The sequence below is a fragment of the Rudaea sp. 3F27F6 genome, assembly GCF_005503555.1.
GTDB lineage: Bacteria > Pseudomonadota > Gammaproteobacteria > Xanthomonadales > Rhodanobacteraceae > Rudaea.
The window spans coordinates 781,615-799,308 of record NZ_SCNG01000002.1; the positions used below are offsets into that span (position 1 = coordinate 781,615).

Sequence of the window (17,694 nt, forward strand, 5' to 3'; positions counted from 1 at the left end):
GGAAATTCGGGCGTGTTCGCGCCCCTATTTCATCACCGATTCCGCGCGCACGCAAAGCGCGTGAAGTCCGATACTGTCTTTGTTTGAATTTCCGTTCGCACTGGGCCCTTCAGCAAGCTCGGGACAGACTACCGCCCGCAGCGCCGAAGTCGAAGCGCCGCTTCGACTCCGCTCACTGCCTAAGCTGCACTCAGCGCGGACGGGTAAAGAAATTTTCAAACCGGGACGCTGCGAAGCTCGATCGCTATTGCGCCGGCGCAGCGGGCGAATCGGGTGGATTGACGCTCAACAGTTCGATGTCGAACACCAGCGCCGTGTTCGGCGGAATCTCGCCGCCGCCGGCACCGCGCGCACCGTAACCCAGTTCCGCCGGGATCACGATTTCGCGGCGACCGCCGACGCGCATGCCGGCGACGCCGAGGGTCCAGCCGCGGATCATGCGCGGATCGCCCAAGGTGAAATCGAGCGGTTTGCGCTCGCGCGAACTGTCGAACTGCTTGCCGTGCTTGTCTTTCGCCGCGGGATCGTAGAGCCAGCCGGTGTAGTGCGCGGACAGTTTCATGCCAGGCTTGGCCTCCGCGCCGCTGCCTTGGGAAAGATCGGCCACGCGGAGTTTGAGATACCGATCGAACCAGGCCAGCGTGCGTTCGAGCGCATCGACGCGGTTTTCGCGCTTGAGGAAGCCGTGGCCTTCGTCGGGATAATAATGCGCTGCGACGACCTGCCCCGGCCCGTTCATGCTGCGCACGACCTGCTCGGTTTCCGACTTCGGCACGCGGATGTCGTTGTCGCCCTGCAAGACGAGCAGCGGCGCCCTTGCCTGCTTGATGTAGGTGATCGGCGAGGCGTCGATGTAGACCTTTCTGTCTTTCACCGGATCGCCGAGCTTGGAAATTTCATATTCGCGCAGCAGCGGATCGGAATGCTCGAGCATCGCCAGCCAGTCGATGATGCCGTATTGCGCCACGCCCGCGGCCCACACGTCCGGCGTCCGTCCTATCGCCATCAAGGTCATGTAGCCGCCGTAGGAGCCGCCGGTGATGCCGATTTTTTTCGCGTCGGCATAGCCCGTATCGACCATGAAGCGCGCGGCGTACACGGCATCCTTGAGATCGCCGCCGCCGAAATCCTTATAGTTCGCCTTTTCAAACGCCATGCCGTAGCCGGTCGAACCGCGCACGTTCGGCGCAATGCAGATGTAGCCGCGCGAGGCGAGCGCCGCGGCCAGACCGTTGAAGTAATCCTTGGTCTGTCCGGTCGGGCCGCCGTGCGGCAATACGATCGCCGGATTGCTGCCGTCGCGCTTCAGGTTGTAAGGCATCCACAAATACGCACTGATCATCTGCCCGTCGAAACTTTTGTAGTGCACGAGCTGCGCTTCGGGAATGCGCTCGGGCTTGAGCGCGGCGACGGCCGAATACGTGAGCTGCCGCGCCTTGTCGTCGGCGAGGTCATAGACCCACAAATCATCCGGGTGCTGCGCGTTCTGGAAATCGACGAGCAGATGCTTGCCATCCGGCGAGAACGGACTCGGCGAACCGCCCGGCACGACCATGCCCGAAGAGAACGCGAGCCTGCGCGCCTGCAGCGTCCCGCTGTCGGCAACATAGGCTTCGCTGCGGCCGTCGGTGTTGACCACATAGGTGAACGATTTTCCGTCGCGCGAAAAGCCGCCTGCCGTGGCTTCCCAGCCCGTGTCGGTGACCCATGTGATTTTCCTGCTCGCGACATCGAGCAGCGCGACGTTGTTGATGCCTTTGCGCGCGCTCGACGTGAGCAGCAAGGTGTTTCCGTCGGGCGAGACGTCGCTGGCCAGGTCCAGCGATGCGCCCTTCGACGGCGAGAGCTTCTCGGACTTGCCGCCGGCCACGTCGATGCGATAGATCTCGGACTCGGTGAATCCCGCGTTGATGCGGTTCGCGTACACCGATTTGCCGTCCGGCGCCCATGCAACCGGCACCCAGCGGTGATTCTTCGTCTCCTCGTGCGCGATCACGCGCGTCTTGCGCGTCGCCCAGTGGAACACGGCGACGTCGGCGACCGACGCAGCCTTCTCTTTGTAGCCGATCAGCAACTGCGTGCCGTCGGGCGACCAGCGCGGACCCGATTCGGCGATGTCTGGCGTCTTGGTCAATTGCACCGCGGCGCCGCCGTCGGCAGGCAGCGCGAACAGGTCCCCCATCTCGTTGCCACCGCGGTCGGACTCGTACACGATCCACTTGCCGTCGGGCGACCACGCCGCGCCTTCCTCGCGCTCGTTCGATACCGAAAGCTGAATCGGCCAACCGCCGCCGGCCGGCACCTTCCACAGGTTCGGCCGTCCGGTGATGTCGGTCGTGAACACGATCTCGCGCCCGTCCGGCGACCAGGCCGGGCCGGAAACGCGGCGCGAGGTATACAGCGCATCGACCGGAATCGGCGCGGCATCGGGATTCGCCGCCGACTCGATCGAAGCCGGCGGCGTCGCCCGGCGTTCCGCAGGAGAATTCGTGGCCGCCATCAGCAGCGGCGCAATCAGCAACGGAAGCGTTGCGCGTATCAGGTGCATGTTTTTCTCCGGCAATCGGATGATCGGCGCGCGGAGACCGCTGCACCGCGGGATGTCAGCGTGTGTCGACGCCGAAGTCCCAGTTCAGTTCGAGGAAGTAGGCGCGGCCATAAATGTTGTAGCTGTTGCCGCTGTAATACGGCCAACGCGAATAGGTGCGATCGAACGGCGGCGCCTTGTCGAAGACATTGTTCGCGACGAAAGTCAGGCGCGCATTCGACAGCAGGCGATAGCCGACGCTGAGGTTGTAGAGCGTCCACGGCGCGAGCGTACCCGCGCCCGGCGCCGAGTAGCCGAAGCGCGTGGCCGTGTAGTTCGGCGTCTTGCCGTAGCGGATGGCGTACGCGGTTGCGCTCCAGTCGCCGATCGTCCAGTTGATGTTGCCGTTGAGAATCGTCTTGAATTCGCGCGACTGGGTCGGATCGTGCAGCAGGTCCAACTGCGGATCTCCGACGTACTGCACGCGCGTGTGGTTGAGCACATTGTTGTACTCGAGGCCGAGGGTGAAATTGCCCAGGCGCTCGGTTTCGATGCGATAGCTGCCGCCGAGGCTGAGCGTGCTCAATTTTTCCGTCGACACGTTGATCGGGCCGAACGTGATCAATTGCAGATTGCCGAGGCCATCGCGCTCGACGCGCGCGGCGACGTCGCGGCAGGTAGGCGAGTTCTTGTCGAGCGCACCTTTCTGGCACTGCGCTTCGTCGCGCATCAACTGGTCGACGTTGAGATCGGTGATCTCGTTGGCGATGGCGATGTGCAGATAGTCAGCGTGCAGATTGAAGTTGGACGTCGGCGACCAGACCGCACCGATGCCGCGCGACTTCGCCGTGATGTCCTTCAGGTCGCGATTGCCCGCGTGCACGCCGGCGAGGTTCACATTGTTATACGTGCAGTCAGCCAGCGGCACGCCGGGCTCGCGCTTGTCGCAGAGGTAATAGTCGGTGACCGCGAGGAAGGTGCCGCTGGAACCCAGGAAGGTGCGCCCCATGTCCGGCGCACGGAACGCGGTGCCGTAGTTGCCGCGCAACAAGAGGCCTTCGAACGGACGGAATTCCAGGCTCGCGCGCCATGTGACCTTGCCGTCGCTGCGCCCGGCATAGCGATATTCGTCGTAGCGCACCGCGGCGTCGGCGGTCAGCATGCTCGTGATCGGCATGTTGATCTCGAGCGCGCCGGCATAGTTGCTGCGCGTACCGGCACCGACCGTGCCGGCAAGGCCCCAGAAATCCCCCGCAACGATGCGCGGATCGGTCGGATTGCTCCAGGTCTGATGCCCGCCCTGCAATTGCGCGGCGAGGCTGACATTGCCCGCCGGCAGCGCGAACAGATTCGTGTTGCCGATCTGCAAGGTCCCGTGCTCGATCAAACTCGACGAATTCGTCTGCTTGTAGTCGCTGAAGCTGCGATAGTCGGCCGGCGTGATCGGCTGGTAGAACTTCGCCCAGTCGGGTGTGTAGATCGGATAGCCGCTGTTCGGATCGATGCCTTGCTGCGGGCCGAGAAACTGCTTCTCGAAAAATGCGTCGATCTTCGCCTTGAGCGGATAGAGCTGGCGATCCTTGATGGTCTGTTCGGCGCGATCGAGATAGGCGTCGTAGGTCCAGTCGCTGCCCGCGATATTGCCGCGCATGCCGAGCACGGTCTGGTACGAATGCAGCACCTGGCGATCGACGGACTGGCTGTAGTTCTGTTCCTCCGGCGAAAACTGCCGCCACGCGGTGGCGTTCTTGCCTGTGCCCGCATCGTGGAACTGGCCGTAGCCGGCGATATTGGGCAGCCAGATGAATCCGCCGAGCGGTGCGAACTCGTATTGCCCGAGGCTGTAGAGCGCCGTGCCGTACAGCTCGGCGCCGTCGTTGATCTTGAACGTGCCGGACAGATAGCCGACGTATTGACGCTGCTGATTCATCATCGTGCGATAGCCGGCCGCGTTCGAGCCGCAGTAGTCGCCCGCGCGCGCATGCGCGAGATAAGTGCTGCCGTTGAACAAGCCGCCGAGTTTGTCGCAGGCACCGGCGGGCGGGGCGACGTATTGGGTCGCGCCGTTCGCGTCGGTCTCGCCGTGCATGAAAGTCTGGATCGCGACCGGCGTCGGCGTAGTCGGGTTCGATGCCGTACTGCGCGTGAGCGCGCGGTCGTAGGCCCAGATCGGCTGCTGGTTCGAATACTGAAACCCGTAAATCAAATGCAGACGATCTTCGAAACCGCCGTAGCCGCCGACCAGTTCGATGCGCTGACTGTTGCCGCCGCCCTGCGAATACGTGCCGCCGCGCAAAGTCAGATGCACGCCTTCGACGCGCTTCTTCAGGATGATGTTGACCACACCCGCAATCGCGCTCGATCCGTACACCGCCGACTGATTGCCGGGCACGATGTCGATGCGATCGACCATCGCGACCGGAATGCCCGACAGATCGGAGAAGTTACTCGCGCCGTCGTAAAGCAGCGGATAGTCGGGCAATGGATGGCCGTCGATCATCACCAGCGTGAAGCCGGGATCGAGGCCGTACAGGCTCAGCGCCTGCGCCGCAGTCGTGTAAGTCGAGGCACCCTGCGGCCCCTGCACCGCGCCGGTGGAAATCGGCAATGCCTTCAACGCGTCATAGACTGTGTTGAAACCTTGCCGCTTCATTTCGTCGGCGGTGATGCGAATCGTCGGCGACGCGGTTTCGATCTGCGCACGCGGAATCAGCGAGCCGGTGACGACGACCGCGGAGAGATCAGCCGGTTTCTCGGCCGCCGGTTCCGCGGCCGGTGCCGGCGGCGCCGCAACCGGTTTCGGCTCCGCAGTCTTGGCGGCGGATTTGATCACGTAGGTGCCGGCATTGATCGCCTCGGCGTTCAAGCCGCTGCCCTCGAGCAGGCGGCTCAACGCGCGTGCCGGCGCGTAGCTGCCGGACAACCCCGCGCTTTTCTTGCCGGCGACGAGTTCGGGCGCATAGACGATCTGCAAATGACTTTGCGTAGCCAGCGCATTCAGCGCGCTGTCGAGATCACCCGCGGGAATGCGGTAGCCCTGCTCGGCTTCCGCTGCGGCATGCAAGTTTCCGAATACCGCGACGTCCACCCCGAACAACAACGCCGCGCTGAACATCAACGCCAGTTTTCTTTTGACCACGTGCTTCGCTCCCCAGGCCGTGTAGTGTCACGGCGGCCCTCGGCCCGCCGTTGCGACCTGTAACGCGATGCGGTGGCGATCTCCCTACCCGTCGTTTGCGCGCGATGATTGCGCGAGCCGATCGCCTCAGCGCGGCGCCGTCTGCAGCACGATCTCGCGCGGAGACGTCTGCTTGGCCTGCAGCGACCATCCGCTGCGCAGCGCCTGCACGAGCGACGCCTGGTCGCCCGCGTGGAACACGCCGCTGATCGTCAGCTTGCGCAGCGATTCGTCGCCGAGCTGCAGCTTGGTATCCGAATAACGATTCATTTCAGCGACCAGATCGGCGAGGCTGCGGTTCTTGAACACGAGGTCGCCGCGCGTCCAGCCTTGCGCGACGGCCAAGTCCGCCGCGCTCGCCGTGCCGAGCCGGCCGCCGCGGTCGAAGCTGACCTGCTGGCCCGGCGCGAGCGTGCTCTGCGCATCGGTCGCCGGCACGCTGACCGCGACGATGCCGTCGATCAGGGTCACAGTGACGTCGCCGGTTTGCTCGCGTACCTGGAATCGCGTGCCGATATCGTGAATGAAGCCGGCGCCGGCGCGCACGAGGAACGGCCGCTGCGCCTCATGCGCAACGTCGAACTGGGCGCGGCCGCGGTCGAGCGTGACTTCGCGGCCGCCGCTGCCATAGCGCACCGAAATCGCCGAATCGGTATCGAGCACCACGGTCGTGCCGTCGCTGAGCTGCAGCGTGCGCTGCTCGCCGATCACGGTCGCGTACTGCTGCAGCGGCTCGCGTCCGCCGATGCCGCGCCACACGACGACCGCGACCAGCAGCACGGCAGCCGTAGCGAGCAGCGCCTGAGCCCAGCGCGTGCGATGGCGGCTTCCGCCCCGCGCGTTTTTGCGGCGCGCGGCGCCTGCGGCCGCCGCCAGCAGCGGGTCATGCGCGAGTTCCGCGCTGCGCCGATGAATGCGTTCGGCCTGCGCATAGGCGAGCGCATGCGCCGGATCGGCTGCGCGCCAGCGTTCGAACGCCTCGCGCTCGGCGGCCGTACAATCGGCCGCATGCAGGCGCGCGACCCATGTCTCGGCGCCGTCGGCCTCTTGCTCCGTGATTGCCGCCATCTTCATGTTTCCTTGAACGCACGCAGGCCGCGTTCACCCAACCCACGGCGCAGCGCGGCCAGGGCTTTCGCGATGTGCTTCTCCACCGCCTTGTCCGAAATGCCGCAGTGCCGGGCAATTTCGCTGTAGCTCATGCCCTCGATCCGGTTCATCAGGTATACCTCGCGGCAGCGCGCCGGCAGGCGCAGGATCAGCTCGCGTATCGCCTGCAGCTCCTGCTGGTCGGCGACGCGCTGCTCGTGCAGCGGCTGGTCGGACGGAAGTTCCTGCTCGGCCTCGCCGATCGAATGATGCGCCTCTTCGCGCCGGCCGTGCTGACGCCGCGCCTGGTCATGGGCGACGTTGATCGCGATGCGGTACAGCAACGGTTTCCACGCCTCGGCCGGCTGCCGCTCGCGATAGCGCATCAGGCGCACCATGCTTTCCTGTGCCGCGTCCTGCGCATCGGTTTCGTTCGCGGTGCGATGGCGCAGGAATCCGATCAGCGCCTCGCGCTGCTCGGCAAGAAAGCGTTCGAAACGGCGCGCCCTGTCCACATCCGCGACAGGTGTCAGCAGCAGCAAGTTCCGGGTCAAGGTTTCGGTCATGGCGGGGCGTATTGCCTTCCTTGCAGGCAATGATTCGGATCGATGGAATTTCAATGGTGCCCCGCGCGGCGCGCCGACGCATCGGAGAAGTAGGCATGTGCATAGCACCCGAAGTCATCTGGCAATGCAACATCGCCACGCTGGCGAGGCAACGTCTCTCTTTGGCCGCACGCGGCTCGATCGAATAAACTTCGCACCTTTGGATCGTCAGCGTATTTCGCGTGCGGTCGCACGACAAGCTCATTCTGGACAGACCCGATTGAACATTCCAACGCCTGCGAATCAGGCCAAATCGCAAGAGCACACACCGCTCATGCGCCAGTATCCGCGTGTGTTTTTAGAAAGCTATGATATATAACGACTTACGGAATACTAATGGAGCTAGTTTGGCTCATGGACACATCTATGGACACACCAAATGGACGTCCATAACGCAAAAAAATGGGTTAACTTACAAAGTGTGTCCACAGAAACAGTTGTAGCCGGTGATACGTCTATACGCATCGGGCACCCCGAAATTGAAGCGGCCGGTTTGTTGCTTACGCCCATTCACCTATGGCGTTGAGCTGTACGGAACGACCAATCGCTTGTTGCTTATCTAGATGCCGCCGGACTTGACTGCCACACCGCCGCCAAATATAGTTGCTACATGCAACTAATCGCCTTGAAACCAAAATCAGGTTCACGCACCCAGGCAAAGAACCTCATGGCCGACGCCGAAGCGTTGCACAACGCGCTGTCGGAGCTGCTGCGTGTCTACCAGTTCCGGGACCGCGACAAGATTTGCTGCTACGACATCTCGGTCACGCAGTGCTACGCCCTCGAAGCGCTGGTGGACCGGGGGGCCATGCGCAGCCAGGCGCTGGCCGAGATCATGCTGCTCGACAAAAGCACAACGACCCGAGTCATCGACGCGCTCGTTCGGAAGGGCTACGTCGAGCGCGCCGCCGACGCCGATGACGGGCGCGCGCTGTCATTGCGCATCACCCGCAGCGGCCGAGGCCTCTACGAGAAGATCAACCGCGAGCTCATCGCAGAGCAAGCCAAGATGCTCGCCGAACTCGACCCCACGGTGCGCGCCGGCGTGACCGACGTCATCCGGCGCCTCGCGAAGGCGGCCCAGGCGCGCTTCGTGTCGGGCGTTAGCGTAGGTTCGTGCGCCCCGGGCTGCGACACCACCTGCGGCTGAGTTTTTTTGAACCATTAGTTGCTACTGACAATCATGCCAAATCATCCCACCATTCGCCTTGCCACTCCCGCCGACGCCGCGGCAGTCGCCGAGATTTACAACCAAGGGATCGCCGACCGGGGCGCCACCTTCGAAACCACGCCGCGCACGCCCGACGAGATGGCCCGTCGCATCGAAGCCGTCGACCACCCGGTGCTCGTGGTCGTCGATTCCGATGGCGCCGTGCTCGGGTGGGCGGCGCTCAGCGGCTACCGGCCGCGCGCGTGCTACGCGGGCATCGCCGAGTTTTCCATCTACATCGAGCGCGCCGCTCGTGGCCGTGGCGTGGGCCGGCCGCTGCTCAACGCGCTCATCGAAACCGCCGAGGCGCGCGGGTTTTGGAAACTCGTGTCGCGCATTTTTCCGTTCAACGCGGCCTCCCGCGCGTTATGCCGCACCTGCGGGTTCCGCGAGGTGGGCACCTACGAAAAGCACGGCCAGCTCGGCGGCCGCTGGCTCGACGTGGTCATCGTCGAGCGCCTTCTTTCCAACCCGGCCGCCGAAGTGGCCGTTCCCGTTTCCTGATCGAGAGGTTGTCATGTCGAACGTGCTCCCCGTCGTCATCATCGGTGCCGGCCCCGTGGGTCTGGCTGCCGCCGTCCACGTCCGCGCGCGCGGACTCACCCCGCTTGTGCTGGAAGCCGGCAACCAGATCGGTGCCGGCATCCGACGCTGGTCGCACGTGCGCATGTTTTCACCGTGGGAATACAACCTCGACAAACTGTCGGCCGCGTTGCTCGCCGCGCACGGCTGGACACCGCCGGATCCAAAGCACTTCCCCACCGGGGGTGAGGTCGTCGCGCAATATCTGGAACCACTTGCCGCAGTGCCAGAACTTCGCCAGCACGTTCGCCTCGGCGCACGCGTGGTGGCCGTCACCAAGCAGCGGCGCGATCGCATGAAAAACGCGCAACGTGAGAACACCCCGTTCCTCGTGCGGTTCCTCGAAGGCGGGCAAGCGCACGACGTGTTGGCCCGGGCGGTCATCGACGCGTCGGGCACCATCGACTCGCCCAATCCCATCGGCGCGGCCGGCATCCCCGCCATCGGCGAGATGGAAGCCGGCGAACACATCGCCTACAGCATGCCGGACGTGCTTGGCGAGCAGCGCGCGCGTTACGCAGGCCGGCGCGTGCTCGTGGTCGGCAGCGGCCACTCCGCCTTCAACGTGCTCGTCGACTTGGCGCGCCTGCGTCGCGAAGCACCCGACACGCAGATCCATTGGGCGGTGCGCCGCCCTTCGCTGCGCCGCGTGCTCGGCGGCGGCGAAAACGACCAACTCCAGGAGCGAGGTCGTCTGGGCCTGCGGATCGCCAAGCTGGTTGAGGACGGCATCGTCGTGGTTCACCTCAACGCGCACGTGGACCGCATCGAGGAAACCGCCGACGGTCTGCTTGCCTCGGGCGACGGCATCGCGTTGCCGGCCGTTGACGAAATCATTGGCGCCACAGGATTCCGTCCGGACTTGTCGGTGGCCGGCGAGGTGCGCTTGGATCTCGACCCGGGCACGCAAAGCCCGTCAGCGCTGGCTCCGCTCATCGACCCGAACCTGCATAGCTGTGGCAGCGTGCGCCCGCACGGAGCCGTGGAGCTCCAGCACCCGGATCAGAACTTTTTCATCGTTGGGATGAAGAGCTACGGTCGCGCGCCCACCTTTTTGCTGATGACCGGCTATGAGCAGGTGCGCTCGGTGGTCGCTGCTATTGCCGGCGACTGGGAAGCGGCGCGGCGCGTCGAGCTCGTGTTGCCCGAGACCGGCGTGTGCAACACGCAGTTCGAAGCCGAGGAGGAGGTCGCCGCTCAGGCGGCAAGCTGCTGCGGCGGGCCTGCCCCCGCCGAAGCCAACGCGTGTTGCGTGGCCGACGCGGAAGCCAAGGCCGGCGGCGCGGAGGGATGCGGGTGCGCCGCGCCCGTCGCGGTCGAGATGGCGCCGCCTGCGAAAAAATCGGGCTGTTGCGGGGCTGTGCGCACGGCATGACCTTACGCTGGCCCGCGGTCTGGATCCTAGGCGCGGGCCAGACCGTTTTCTGGGGCATCGCCTACTACACGTTTTCGGTTTTGCTCGTGCCGATGCGCGAAGAGTTCGGTGTATCGAGCGCGGTCATCGCCGGTGCCTTTTCCGTGGGCCTGGGCGTGGCCGCGATGGTCGCGACGCATGTCGGCCGCTGGGTCGACGAAGGCCACGGCGTGGTGTTGATGCGATGCGGGGCGTGGGTGGGCGGCGCGTTGCTCCTCGCTTGGTCGGCCGCCACCGACGTCGTGATGCTGTATGCCGTCTGGGCCGCGCTCGGCGCGTGCATGGCGCTCATCCTGTATGAAACTGCTTTCGCGCTGGTGACGCGCGCACTGGCCGACCCGCAACGCCGCTTGAGCGCGCTTGCCAGCGTCACCGTCATGGGCGGCCTGGCCAGCACGCTGTTCTTGCCGCTGGCCGGCGCGGCCACCACGCACTGGGGTTGGCGCGCGACGTTGCGCGCGCTGGCCGTCGTTTGGTTTCTGGCCGCGCTCGTTGTCGACCGTTTCGCGTTGCGTGCGCTGCGCGCGGCCGAGTCCCACGCGATGGGTCAACCGCGCTCCGCATCGGTTTCCCTGCCGGACGCTCGCCTGGTCGCGTTGGCCGGCTTGCCATTCGTGGCCACGACGTTCGCAGCCATGGCGCTCACCACGCTCGTCATCCCGATGCTGGTCGATCACGGCCAGCCGCTCGAACGCGCGGCCTGGGTGCTGAGCGCGTTCGGCGTGATGCAGCTGCCCGGGCGCTTGTGGTTGTGGCGCGGCACGCGCGCGGTGCCCGCCAGCGTGCTCCTCGTCGCTCCGGTGCTGCTCCAAGCCGCGGGCCTGGCCGTGCTCGCGGTGTCGAGCCACCTGGTCGTGGCGTTCGTCGGCGTGGCCACTTTCGGCATTGGCGCGGGGCTACACACGCTCGCCCGCCCATGGCTTGTGCCACACCTGTTCGGCGTGTCCGCGGCTGGCAGAGTCAACGGGGCCATCGCCCGCGCGCAAGGCATCGCCAGAGCCGCCGGGCCGTTCTGCGTGGCAATCGCCTACGAGCGCGTGGGCAGTGCCTCCGTTTTCGCTGTCCTGGCTTTCTTGCTGGCAGTGCTCTGGCCGCTGGCGTCCTGGATGGCGCGGCGTGCATCGTCGCATAAGGCATCGGTGCCGGCGACGTAGCACTCAAGGCGGCGGCCGCCGAAACCAGCGGCACGCCACGTCGACCGCGGCCACGGCGCCCAACCCGCCGAGCACGAACGTCCATGGCAGCACTGACGCGTCGGCACCCACCCAGCGGTTCCATTCCATCGTCATCGCGCCCACAAGCAAGAACATCACCGCGCGCAAAAACATGGCGGATCTCCCAGCGACAGTCACATAACGGTCATCGTTTAGTTCTATGATTCTATCATTATAGAATAATAGTAAAGCAGAAGTGTCGAAACGTTCTGCTGCACACTCAACTCCGGGAGGTTCCCCATGCTTTCGCGATTGCTTGCTGGCGCCACGCTGGTTCTGGCGCTGGTCCATACGGTTTCGGCCGCCGAAGAAATCACCGGCGCAGGCTCCACGTTCGCGTATCCGATTTTGGCCAAGTGGTCCGCGCGGTATAACGAGAAGACCGGCAACCGGGTCATCTACCAGTCGATCGGATCCGGCGCGGGCGTCGAGCAAATCCGCGCCTCGACCGTGGACTTTGGCGCGTCCGACATGCCTCTGCCGCCGGACGACCTGCAGAAGTCGGGGCTTGGTCAGTGGCCGATCGTGATCGGCGGCGTGGTGCCCGTGGTCAACGTCGACGGCGTGTCGCCGGGCGGCATCCGCTTCACCGGTGCGGTGCTAGCCGACATCTACCTCGGCAACGTCAAGAAGTGGAATGACCCCGAGATCGTCCAGCTCAATCCGGGCGTTGTGTTTCCCGATGCAGAGATCGTCGTTGTCCACCGTTCGGACGCTTCGGGCACAACGTTCAACTGGGCCGACTACCTGTCGAAGACGAGCCCTGCTTGGAAGAACAAAGTCGGCGAAGCCGCTTCGGTTGCCTGGCCGGTGGGCGTCGGCGGCCGTGGGAACGAAGGCGTGGCGGCATGGGTCAAGCAGATCAAAAACTCCATCGGTTATGTCGAGCTGGCCTACGCGATAGAGGGCAAGCTGAGTTATGCGGCGGTCCAAAATGCGGCCGGCCAGTTCGTCCTGCCCAGCACGGCGAGCTTTCAGGCCGCGGCGTCCAGCGTCGATTGGAAGGGCGCCAAGGATTTTTACCTCGTCATCACGAACGCGCCCGGAGAAGCGTCCTGGCCCATCACGGCGACCACGTTCGTGCTGATGCATAAGCAGTCCGCCGACAAAGCGAAAGCGAAACTCGCGCTCGATTTCTTTCGATGGGCGCTGGACACGGGCCAGGCGCAGGCCACGGAGCTGAAATACATCTCGTTGCCGCCCACCTTGGTGCAGCAAGTCGAAGCTTACTGGGCCACAGATTTTCAGCATTGAGCCGACGATGACCCTCCACCTTGTCGACACGGCGGTTGCTTGTTTCAGCGATTTCGATAATAATCGAACTATGGAAACTAAAGCCGCCCTCAAAGCCCTGGCCGCCCTCGCGCAGGAAACGCGCCTGGGCATTTTTCGCTACCTCGTCGAGAAGGGGCCAGACGGCGCGTTCGTCGGCTCCATCGCCGAAGACCTGTCGCTCGCGGCGGCCACCTTGTCCTTCCACTTGAAGGAATTGACGCACGCCGAGTTGTTGGACAGCACGCAAGAAGGTCGCTTCATCCGCTACACGGCCAATCTCGCCGTGGTCCAAAACGTCGTCAACTTCCTCACCGAAAACTGCTGCGGCGGTGATGCCTCCAAGTGCGCGCCCGTATGCGCGCCGGCCCCGGCCAAGCGGGTGGCGAAGAAGGCAGCCCCACCCGCCCGCAGGACCGCGTCCGCGCGACGGTGAGGCGATGGCCATCCACGTTCTTTTTCTCTGCACGGGCAACTCGGCCCGCAGCATCCTGAGCGAGGCGGTGTTGAACCACCTGGGGTCGCCGCGCTTCGTGGCTTACAGCGGCGGCAGCAAGCCGGCCGGTCGCGTCCACCCGCAGTCGCTCGCCGTGCTCACCGCCGCCGGCATCCCGACGGCAGGGTTGCGCAGCAAGAACTTCGACGAGTTTGCTGGCGACAACGCCCCGCCCCTTGACCTCGTCATCACCCTTTGCGACAGCGCGCAGCTCGACCCGTGCCCCGTGTTCCTGGGCGACTTCGTGCGCGCGCATTGGGGCCTGCCCGATCCGGCCGGCGTGCGCGGCACGCCCGAGGAAATCGCCGCGGCCTTTGAGCAAACCCTGGCCATCATCACCGCGCGCACAGGCGCGCTGGTGGCGTTGCCAGTGGAGCAATTCGACCGCCCCGCATTGGCAGCAGCTTTGGCGAAAATCGCCGACGAGCACGCGCCCACACCGGTGTCGGCGTGAACGCGACCGTCGTTCAGTCGCCGCAGTCGCTGGCCTCACGCATGGGCGTGTTCGAGCGCTACCTGAGCGTGTGGGTGCTGCTGTGCATCGTGCTCGGCACGCTGCTTGGCCGTTTCGTGCCCGACGTGTTTGCCACGCTCGCCGCGACCGAAGTGGCGCACGTGAACTTGCCGGTGGCCGTGCTCATCTGGGTGATGATCATCCCGATGCTGCTCAAGATTGACTTCGGCGCGCTCGGCGACGTGCGCGCGCAATGGCGCGGCATCGGCGTGACCGTGTTCGTGAACTGGGCGGTCAAGCCGTTCTCGATGGCGCTGCTCGGCTACATCTTCATCCGGCACGTGTTCGCCGCCTACCTGCCCGCCGACCAAGCCGACGCCTACATCGCCGGACTCGTGCTGCTGGCCGCCGCCCCGTGCACTGCGATGGTGTTCGTGTGGAGCAACCTGTGCGGGGGCGAGCCCAAGTTCACCTTGAGCCAAGTGGCGCTCAACGACGCCATCATGGTTGTTGCCTTCGCGCCGCTGGTCGCACTTCTTCTTGGCCTTTCTTCCATCACCGTGCCGTGGGCCACACTCCTGTTGTCGGTGGGCCTCTACATCCTCGTTCCGGTGATCGTGGCTGCTACCCTGCGACGCGTCGTGCTTCGGCAGGGCGGCGAGCGAGCGCTCAGCGCGCTGCTGGCACGCTTGCAGCCAGCATCGCTCGTCGCGTTGCTCCTGATGCTCGTGCTCCTGTTCGGTTTCCAAGGTCGGCAAATCCTGGAGCAACCGGCCATCATCGCCATGCTCGCGGTGCCGATCCTCATCCAGGTCTACTTCAACGCCGGGTTGGCCTACTGGCTCAACCGCCGCCTGGGCGTGTCCCATTGCGTGGCCGGTCCCTCGGCCCTCATCGGCGCTAGCAACTTTTTCGAGCTGGCCGTCGCCACGGCGGTGAGCGTGTTCGGCGTTCACTCGGGCGCGGCGCTGGCGACCGTGGTCGGCGTGCTCGTCGAGGTGCCGGTGATGCTCTCGGTGGTGCGCATCGTGAATGGCACGCGACGGTGGTATGACGCCGGCGCGCGCACCAGCTCGTGATTCGATTTTTCTTCCAACGGAAACCATCATGACGATTCGTGTGGGCATTAACGGCTTCGGCCGCATGGGGCGCTTGACCTTGCGCGCGGCGTGGGGCTCGCCCGATTTTGCGTTTGTCCAGGTCAACGATCCAGCGGGTGACGCGGCCACGCTCGCCCACTTACTCAATTTCGACTCCATCCACGGGCGCTGGGCGCATGACGCGCGCGCCGACGGCGACGCGCTGGTCATCGACGGCCAACGCATCGCGCTCTCGCGCAACAAGGCCATCGAGGATACCGACTGGTCCAAGTGCGACGTCGTCATCGAGGCCTCGGGCAAGTTCCGCAAGAAGGCCCTCTTGCAGCCTTACCTCGACCAGGGCGTGCCGCGCGTCGTGGTGACCGCCCCCGTGAAAGAGGCCGGCGTGCTCGACACCGTGTTGGGCGTCAACGATCACCGCTTCGACCCGGCCATCCACCGCATCGTCACCGCCGCTTCATGCACCACGAACTGCCTGGCACCGGTGGTCAAGGTCATCCATGAAAACTTGAAGATTCGCCACGGCAGCATGACGACGATTCACAGCCTGACCAACACACAGGTCATCGTCGACGCGCCCCACAAGGACCTGCGCCGCGCGCGCGCGTGCGGTTCCAGCCTCATCCCGACGACGACCGGATCGGCCACGGCCATCGCCGAAATCTTCCCCGAGCTCAAGGGCCGCTTGAACGGGCACGCCGTGCGCGTGCCGCTGACCAACGCGTCGCTTACCGATTGCGTCTTCGAGGTCGAGCGCGCCACCAGCGTCGAGGAAGTCAACGGCCTGCTCAAGGCCGCGGCCGAAGGCGAGCTCAAGGGGATCCTCGGCTACGAGGAGCGCCCATTGGTCTCCATCGACTTCAGAGGAGACCCGCGCTCGGGCATCGTCGACGCGCTCTCGACCCTGGTGGTCAACGGCACGCACGTAAAAATCTACGCGTGGTATGACAACGAGTGGGGCTACGTGAATCGGACGGCCGAGCTGGTCCGCATGGTGGGCAACGCGAAGTAAGGCTCATGACCGCGCGCTTCTCGCCCGACATGCGCCAATACCTGCTCATCACGGGCAACTACTGGGCGTTCACCCTGACTGACGGCGCGCTGCGCATGCTCGTGGTGCTCCACTTCCACGAGCTCGGGTATTCGCCCCTTCAGGTCGCGATGCTGTTTTTGTTCTACGAAATCTTTGGCGTCATCACCAACCTGGTCGGCGGTTGGCTCGGCGCACACATCGGGTTGAACCGCACCATGAACGTGGGCCTGCTGCTCCAGGTTGTGGCGCTCGGCGCACTCGCTGTGCCCCACGTTTGGTTGACCGTGCCTTGGGTGATGGCCGCGCAGGCGTTGTCGGGCATTGCCAAAGACCTCAACAAGATGAGCGCCAAGAGCAGCATCAAGCTGCTGGTGCCCGCGGGCCAGGAGGGCTCGCTCTACCGCTGGGTGGCCGCGCTCACCGGTTCGAAGAACGCACTCAAGGGCGTGGGCTTTTTCTTAGGGGGAGGCCTGCTGACCGTGCTCGGATTTCGAACCGCAGTCCTCGCCATGGCCGCGGTGTTGGCGGTGGTCGGCGTGTCGAGCCTCCTCACTTTGACGCGCGACCTGGGCAAGGCGAAGGCCAAGCCAAAGTTCAAGGACATCTTCTCAAAGAGCCGAGCGATCAACGTGCTGTCGGCGGCGCGCCTCTTTTTGTTCGGCGCGCGCGATGTCTGGTTCGTCGTGGCGTTGCCCGTGTTTCTCTACGACACCCTTGGCTGGGATTTTTGGGGTGTGGGCGCGTTCCTCGCCGCGTGGGTCATCGGCTACGGCGTCGTCCAGGCCTCGGCACCCGCGCTGACCGGTCGCCGCACCGGTAGGCTGCCGGATGGCCGCTCTGCGTTCCGATGGGCGGTGGTCTTGGCCTTCGCACCGGCCGTGATGGCCGTGCTGATCGCGCACGGAGTCGCGATCACAGCCACGTTGGTGGGTGGCCTGGCTGTTTTCGGAACATTGTTTGCGATTAACTCCTCGCTGCACAGCTATCTCATCGTCAGCTACGCGCAAACCGATGGGGTGTCGCTCGACGTCGGCTTTTACTATATGGCCAACGCCATGGGGCGCTTGCTTGGCACCGTGCTCTCCGGCTTGGTGTTTCAAGCCGCCGGGCTGTGGGCGTGCCTGGCGTGGTCGGCCGGCTTCGTAGCCTTGGCCGCGTTGCTATCGCTGGCGCTACCGCGCCACTTGGTGCCAGCCACCGAGGGCGTTGGCGAATCGGCCGAATAGCCGAACCATTAGCTAAAAAAGTCGCCCTTCCGCTGTGGACACACGTTGCCGGGCGGTCATTGCGGCATGGACACAATATGGACACACAAAGGTTTGACAGGGAAAGTGATTGATTTTCTCGTTAGTCCGCTAGATCAAGAACTTGTGGGCATATAATTAGTTCTCCGCATGGGCGAAAATGGATACGGCTTTTCTTGAATTATCAAGAGCTTGCAGAAGATAAGCGGCACTCGGCGTCCATGCGCCAGTATCCGCGTTGCTTTTACCAACAACATTATAATCAACGAGTTACGG

15 protein-coding genes and 1 pseudogene are annotated in these 17,694 nt (G+C 64.6%); 10 read left to right on the top strand and 6 right to left on the bottom strand.

The annotated features are described in order from the left end of the window. Window positions 1-244: 244 nt before the first annotated feature. From FFS30_RS24240 to FFS30_RS11185, 5 genes and pseudogenes are all read right to left on the bottom strand, one after another. Window positions 245-640, bottom strand: coding sequence for an FKBP-type peptidyl-prolyl cis-trans isomerase (locus FFS30_RS24240; protein WP_249352430.1), 396 nt, complete (start codon window positions 638-640; stop codon window positions 245-247). Further along, window positions 626-2,548, bottom strand: a pseudogene (locus tag FFS30_RS11170) (S9 family peptidase); the annotation flags it as partial. The pseudogene FFS30_RS11170 and the gene FFS30_RS24240, both read right to left, overlap by 15 nt. A gap of 55 nt (window positions 2,549-2,603) precedes the next feature. After that, complete coding sequence (locus FFS30_RS11175) at window positions 2,604-5,666, bottom strand: TonB-dependent receptor (RefSeq protein ID WP_137913206.1); 3,063 nt, start codon at window positions 5,664-5,666, stop codon at window positions 2,604-2,606. A 126-nt stretch (window positions 5,667-5,792) separates the two neighbouring features. Then, window positions 5,793-6,773 carry a FecR family protein gene (locus FFS30_RS11180; RefSeq protein ID WP_171014567.1) on the bottom strand — a complete coding sequence of 327 codons (981 nt, stop codon included), beginning with the start codon at window positions 6,771-6,773 and terminating at the stop codon, window positions 5,793-5,795. A 2-nt stretch (window positions 6,774-6,775) separates the two neighbouring features. Next, entirely contained in the window at window positions 6,776-7,360 is a 585-nt protein-coding gene (locus FFS30_RS11185) for an RNA polymerase sigma factor (protein WP_137913208.1), read from the bottom strand. Window positions 7,361-8,066: 706 nt separating this feature from the next. Between FFS30_RS11185 and FFS30_RS11190 the strand changes: the two genes are divergently transcribed. The 4 genes from FFS30_RS11190 to FFS30_RS11205 are packed head-to-tail and all read left to right on the top strand — an operon-like array spanning window position 8,067 to window position 11,759. Beyond that, window positions 8,067-8,549, top strand: a complete 483-nt coding sequence (locus FFS30_RS11190; RefSeq protein WP_137913209.1) for a MarR family transcriptional regulator — start codon at window positions 8,067-8,069, stop codon at window positions 8,547-8,549. 33 nt (window positions 8,550-8,582) lie between these two features. Next, window positions 8,583-9,113 (top strand): arsinothricin resistance N-acetyltransferase ArsN1 family A, encoded by a 531-nt coding sequence (locus FFS30_RS11195; RefSeq protein WP_137913210.1) that lies wholly within the window; start codon window positions 8,583-8,585, stop codon window positions 9,111-9,113. 13 nt (window positions 9,114-9,126) lie between these two features. Then, window positions 9,127-10,566: an FAD-dependent oxidoreductase gene (locus tag FFS30_RS11200; protein WP_137913211.1), complete on the top strand. Its 1,440-nt coding sequence runs from the start codon at window positions 9,127-9,129 to the stop codon at window positions 10,564-10,566. Next, window positions 10,563-11,759: an MFS transporter gene (locus FFS30_RS11205; protein WP_171014568.1), complete on the top strand. Its 1,197-nt coding sequence runs from the start codon at window positions 10,563-10,565 to the stop codon at window positions 11,757-11,759. Before FFS30_RS11200 ends, FFS30_RS11205 begins: the two co-directional genes overlap by 4 nt. Window positions 11,760-11,762: 3 nt before the next feature. Here FFS30_RS11205 and FFS30_RS23830 read toward each other — a convergent pair whose 3' ends face one another. Then, window positions 11,763-11,933 (bottom strand): hypothetical protein, encoded by a 171-nt coding sequence (locus FFS30_RS23830; RefSeq protein WP_171014569.1) that lies wholly within the window; start codon window positions 11,931-11,933, stop codon window positions 11,763-11,765. A 126-nt stretch (window positions 11,934-12,059) separates the two neighbouring features. Here FFS30_RS23830 and pstS point away from each other — a divergent pair, with 126 nt between their 5' ends. From pstS to arsJ, 6 genes are read left to right on the top strand one after another with little or no spacing between them, the layout of a single operon-like run. Next, window positions 12,060-13,073, top strand: a complete 1,014-nt coding sequence (gene pstS, locus FFS30_RS11210; protein WP_137913213.1) for a phosphate ABC transporter substrate-binding protein PstS — start codon at window positions 12,060-12,062, stop codon at window positions 13,071-13,073. Window positions 13,074-13,080: 7 nt separating this feature from the next. Continuing rightward, complete coding sequence (locus FFS30_RS11215; RefSeq protein ID WP_249352395.1) at window positions 13,081-13,527, top strand: metalloregulator ArsR/SmtB family transcription factor; 447 nt, start codon at window positions 13,081-13,083, stop codon at window positions 13,525-13,527. A gap of 4 nt (window positions 13,528-13,531) precedes the next feature. Then, window positions 13,532-14,041, top strand: coding sequence for an arsenate reductase ArsC (locus FFS30_RS11220; RefSeq protein WP_137913214.1), 510 nt, complete (start codon window positions 13,532-13,534; stop codon window positions 14,039-14,041). 41 nt (window positions 14,042-14,082) lie between these two features. Further along, window positions 14,083-15,120 (top strand): ACR3 family arsenite efflux transporter, encoded by a 1,038-nt coding sequence (gene arsB, locus FFS30_RS11225; protein ID WP_137913563.1) that lies wholly within the window; start codon window positions 14,083-14,085, stop codon window positions 15,118-15,120. 28 nt (window positions 15,121-15,148) lie between these two features. Beyond that, complete coding sequence (locus FFS30_RS11230) at window positions 15,149-16,153, top strand: ArsJ-associated glyceraldehyde-3-phosphate dehydrogenase (protein ID WP_137913215.1); 1,005 nt, start codon at window positions 15,149-15,151, stop codon at window positions 16,151-16,153. 5 nt (window positions 16,154-16,158) lie between these two features. Beyond that, window positions 16,159-17,400, top strand: a complete 1,242-nt coding sequence (gene arsJ, locus FFS30_RS11235; RefSeq protein WP_137913216.1) for an organoarsenical effux MFS transporter ArsJ — start codon at window positions 16,159-16,161, stop codon at window positions 17,398-17,400. Window positions 17,401-17,694: the final 294 nt, after the last annotated feature.

Excerpts from the sequence above, each read along its gene's own strand:
- FFS30_RS11200 (WP_137913211.1), top strand. The coding sequence starts at position 9,127 with ATGTCGAACGTGCTCCCCGTCGTCATCATCGGTGCCGGCCCCGTGGGT.
- FFS30_RS11190 (WP_137913209.1), top strand. The coding sequence starts at position 8,067 with ATGGCCGACGCCGAAGCGTTGCACAACGCGCTGTCGGAGCTGCTGCGT.
- FFS30_RS11230 (WP_137913215.1), top strand. The coding sequence starts at position 15,149 with ATGACGATTCGTGTGGGCATTAACGGCTTCGGCCGCATGGGGCGCTTG.
- FFS30_RS11220 (WP_137913214.1), top strand. The coding sequence starts at position 13,532 with ATGGCCATCCACGTTCTTTTTCTCTGCACGGGCAACTCGGCCCGCAGC.
- FFS30_RS23830 (WP_171014569.1), bottom strand. The coding sequence starts at position 11,933 with ATGTTTTTGCGCGCGGTGATGTTCTTGCTTGTGGGCGCGATGACGATG.
- FFS30_RS11195 (WP_137913210.1), top strand. The coding sequence starts at position 8,583 with ATGCCAAATCATCCCACCATTCGCCTTGCCACTCCCGCCGACGCCGCG.
- arsJ (WP_137913216.1), top strand. The coding sequence starts at position 16,159 with ATGACCGCGCGCTTCTCGCCCGACATGCGCCAATACCTGCTCATCACG.
- FFS30_RS11180 (WP_171014567.1), bottom strand. The coding sequence starts at position 6,773 with ATGGCGGCAATCACGGAGCAAGAGGCCGACGGCGCCGAGACATGGGTC.
- FFS30_RS11185 (WP_137913208.1), bottom strand. The coding sequence starts at position 7,360 with ATGACCGAAACCTTGACCCGGAACTTGCTGCTGCTGACACCTGTCGCG.
- pstS (WP_137913213.1), top strand. The coding sequence starts at position 12,060 with ATGCTTTCGCGATTGCTTGCTGGCGCCACGCTGGTTCTGGCGCTGGTC.
- FFS30_RS11205 (WP_171014568.1), top strand. The coding sequence starts at position 10,563 with ATGACCTTACGCTGGCCCGCGGTCTGGATCCTAGGCGCGGGCCAGACC.
- arsB (WP_137913563.1), top strand. The coding sequence starts at position 14,083 with ATGGGCGTGTTCGAGCGCTACCTGAGCGTGTGGGTGCTGCTGTGCATC.
- FFS30_RS11215 (WP_249352395.1), top strand. The coding sequence starts at position 13,081 with ATGACCCTCCACCTTGTCGACACGGCGGTTGCTTGTTTCAGCGATTTC.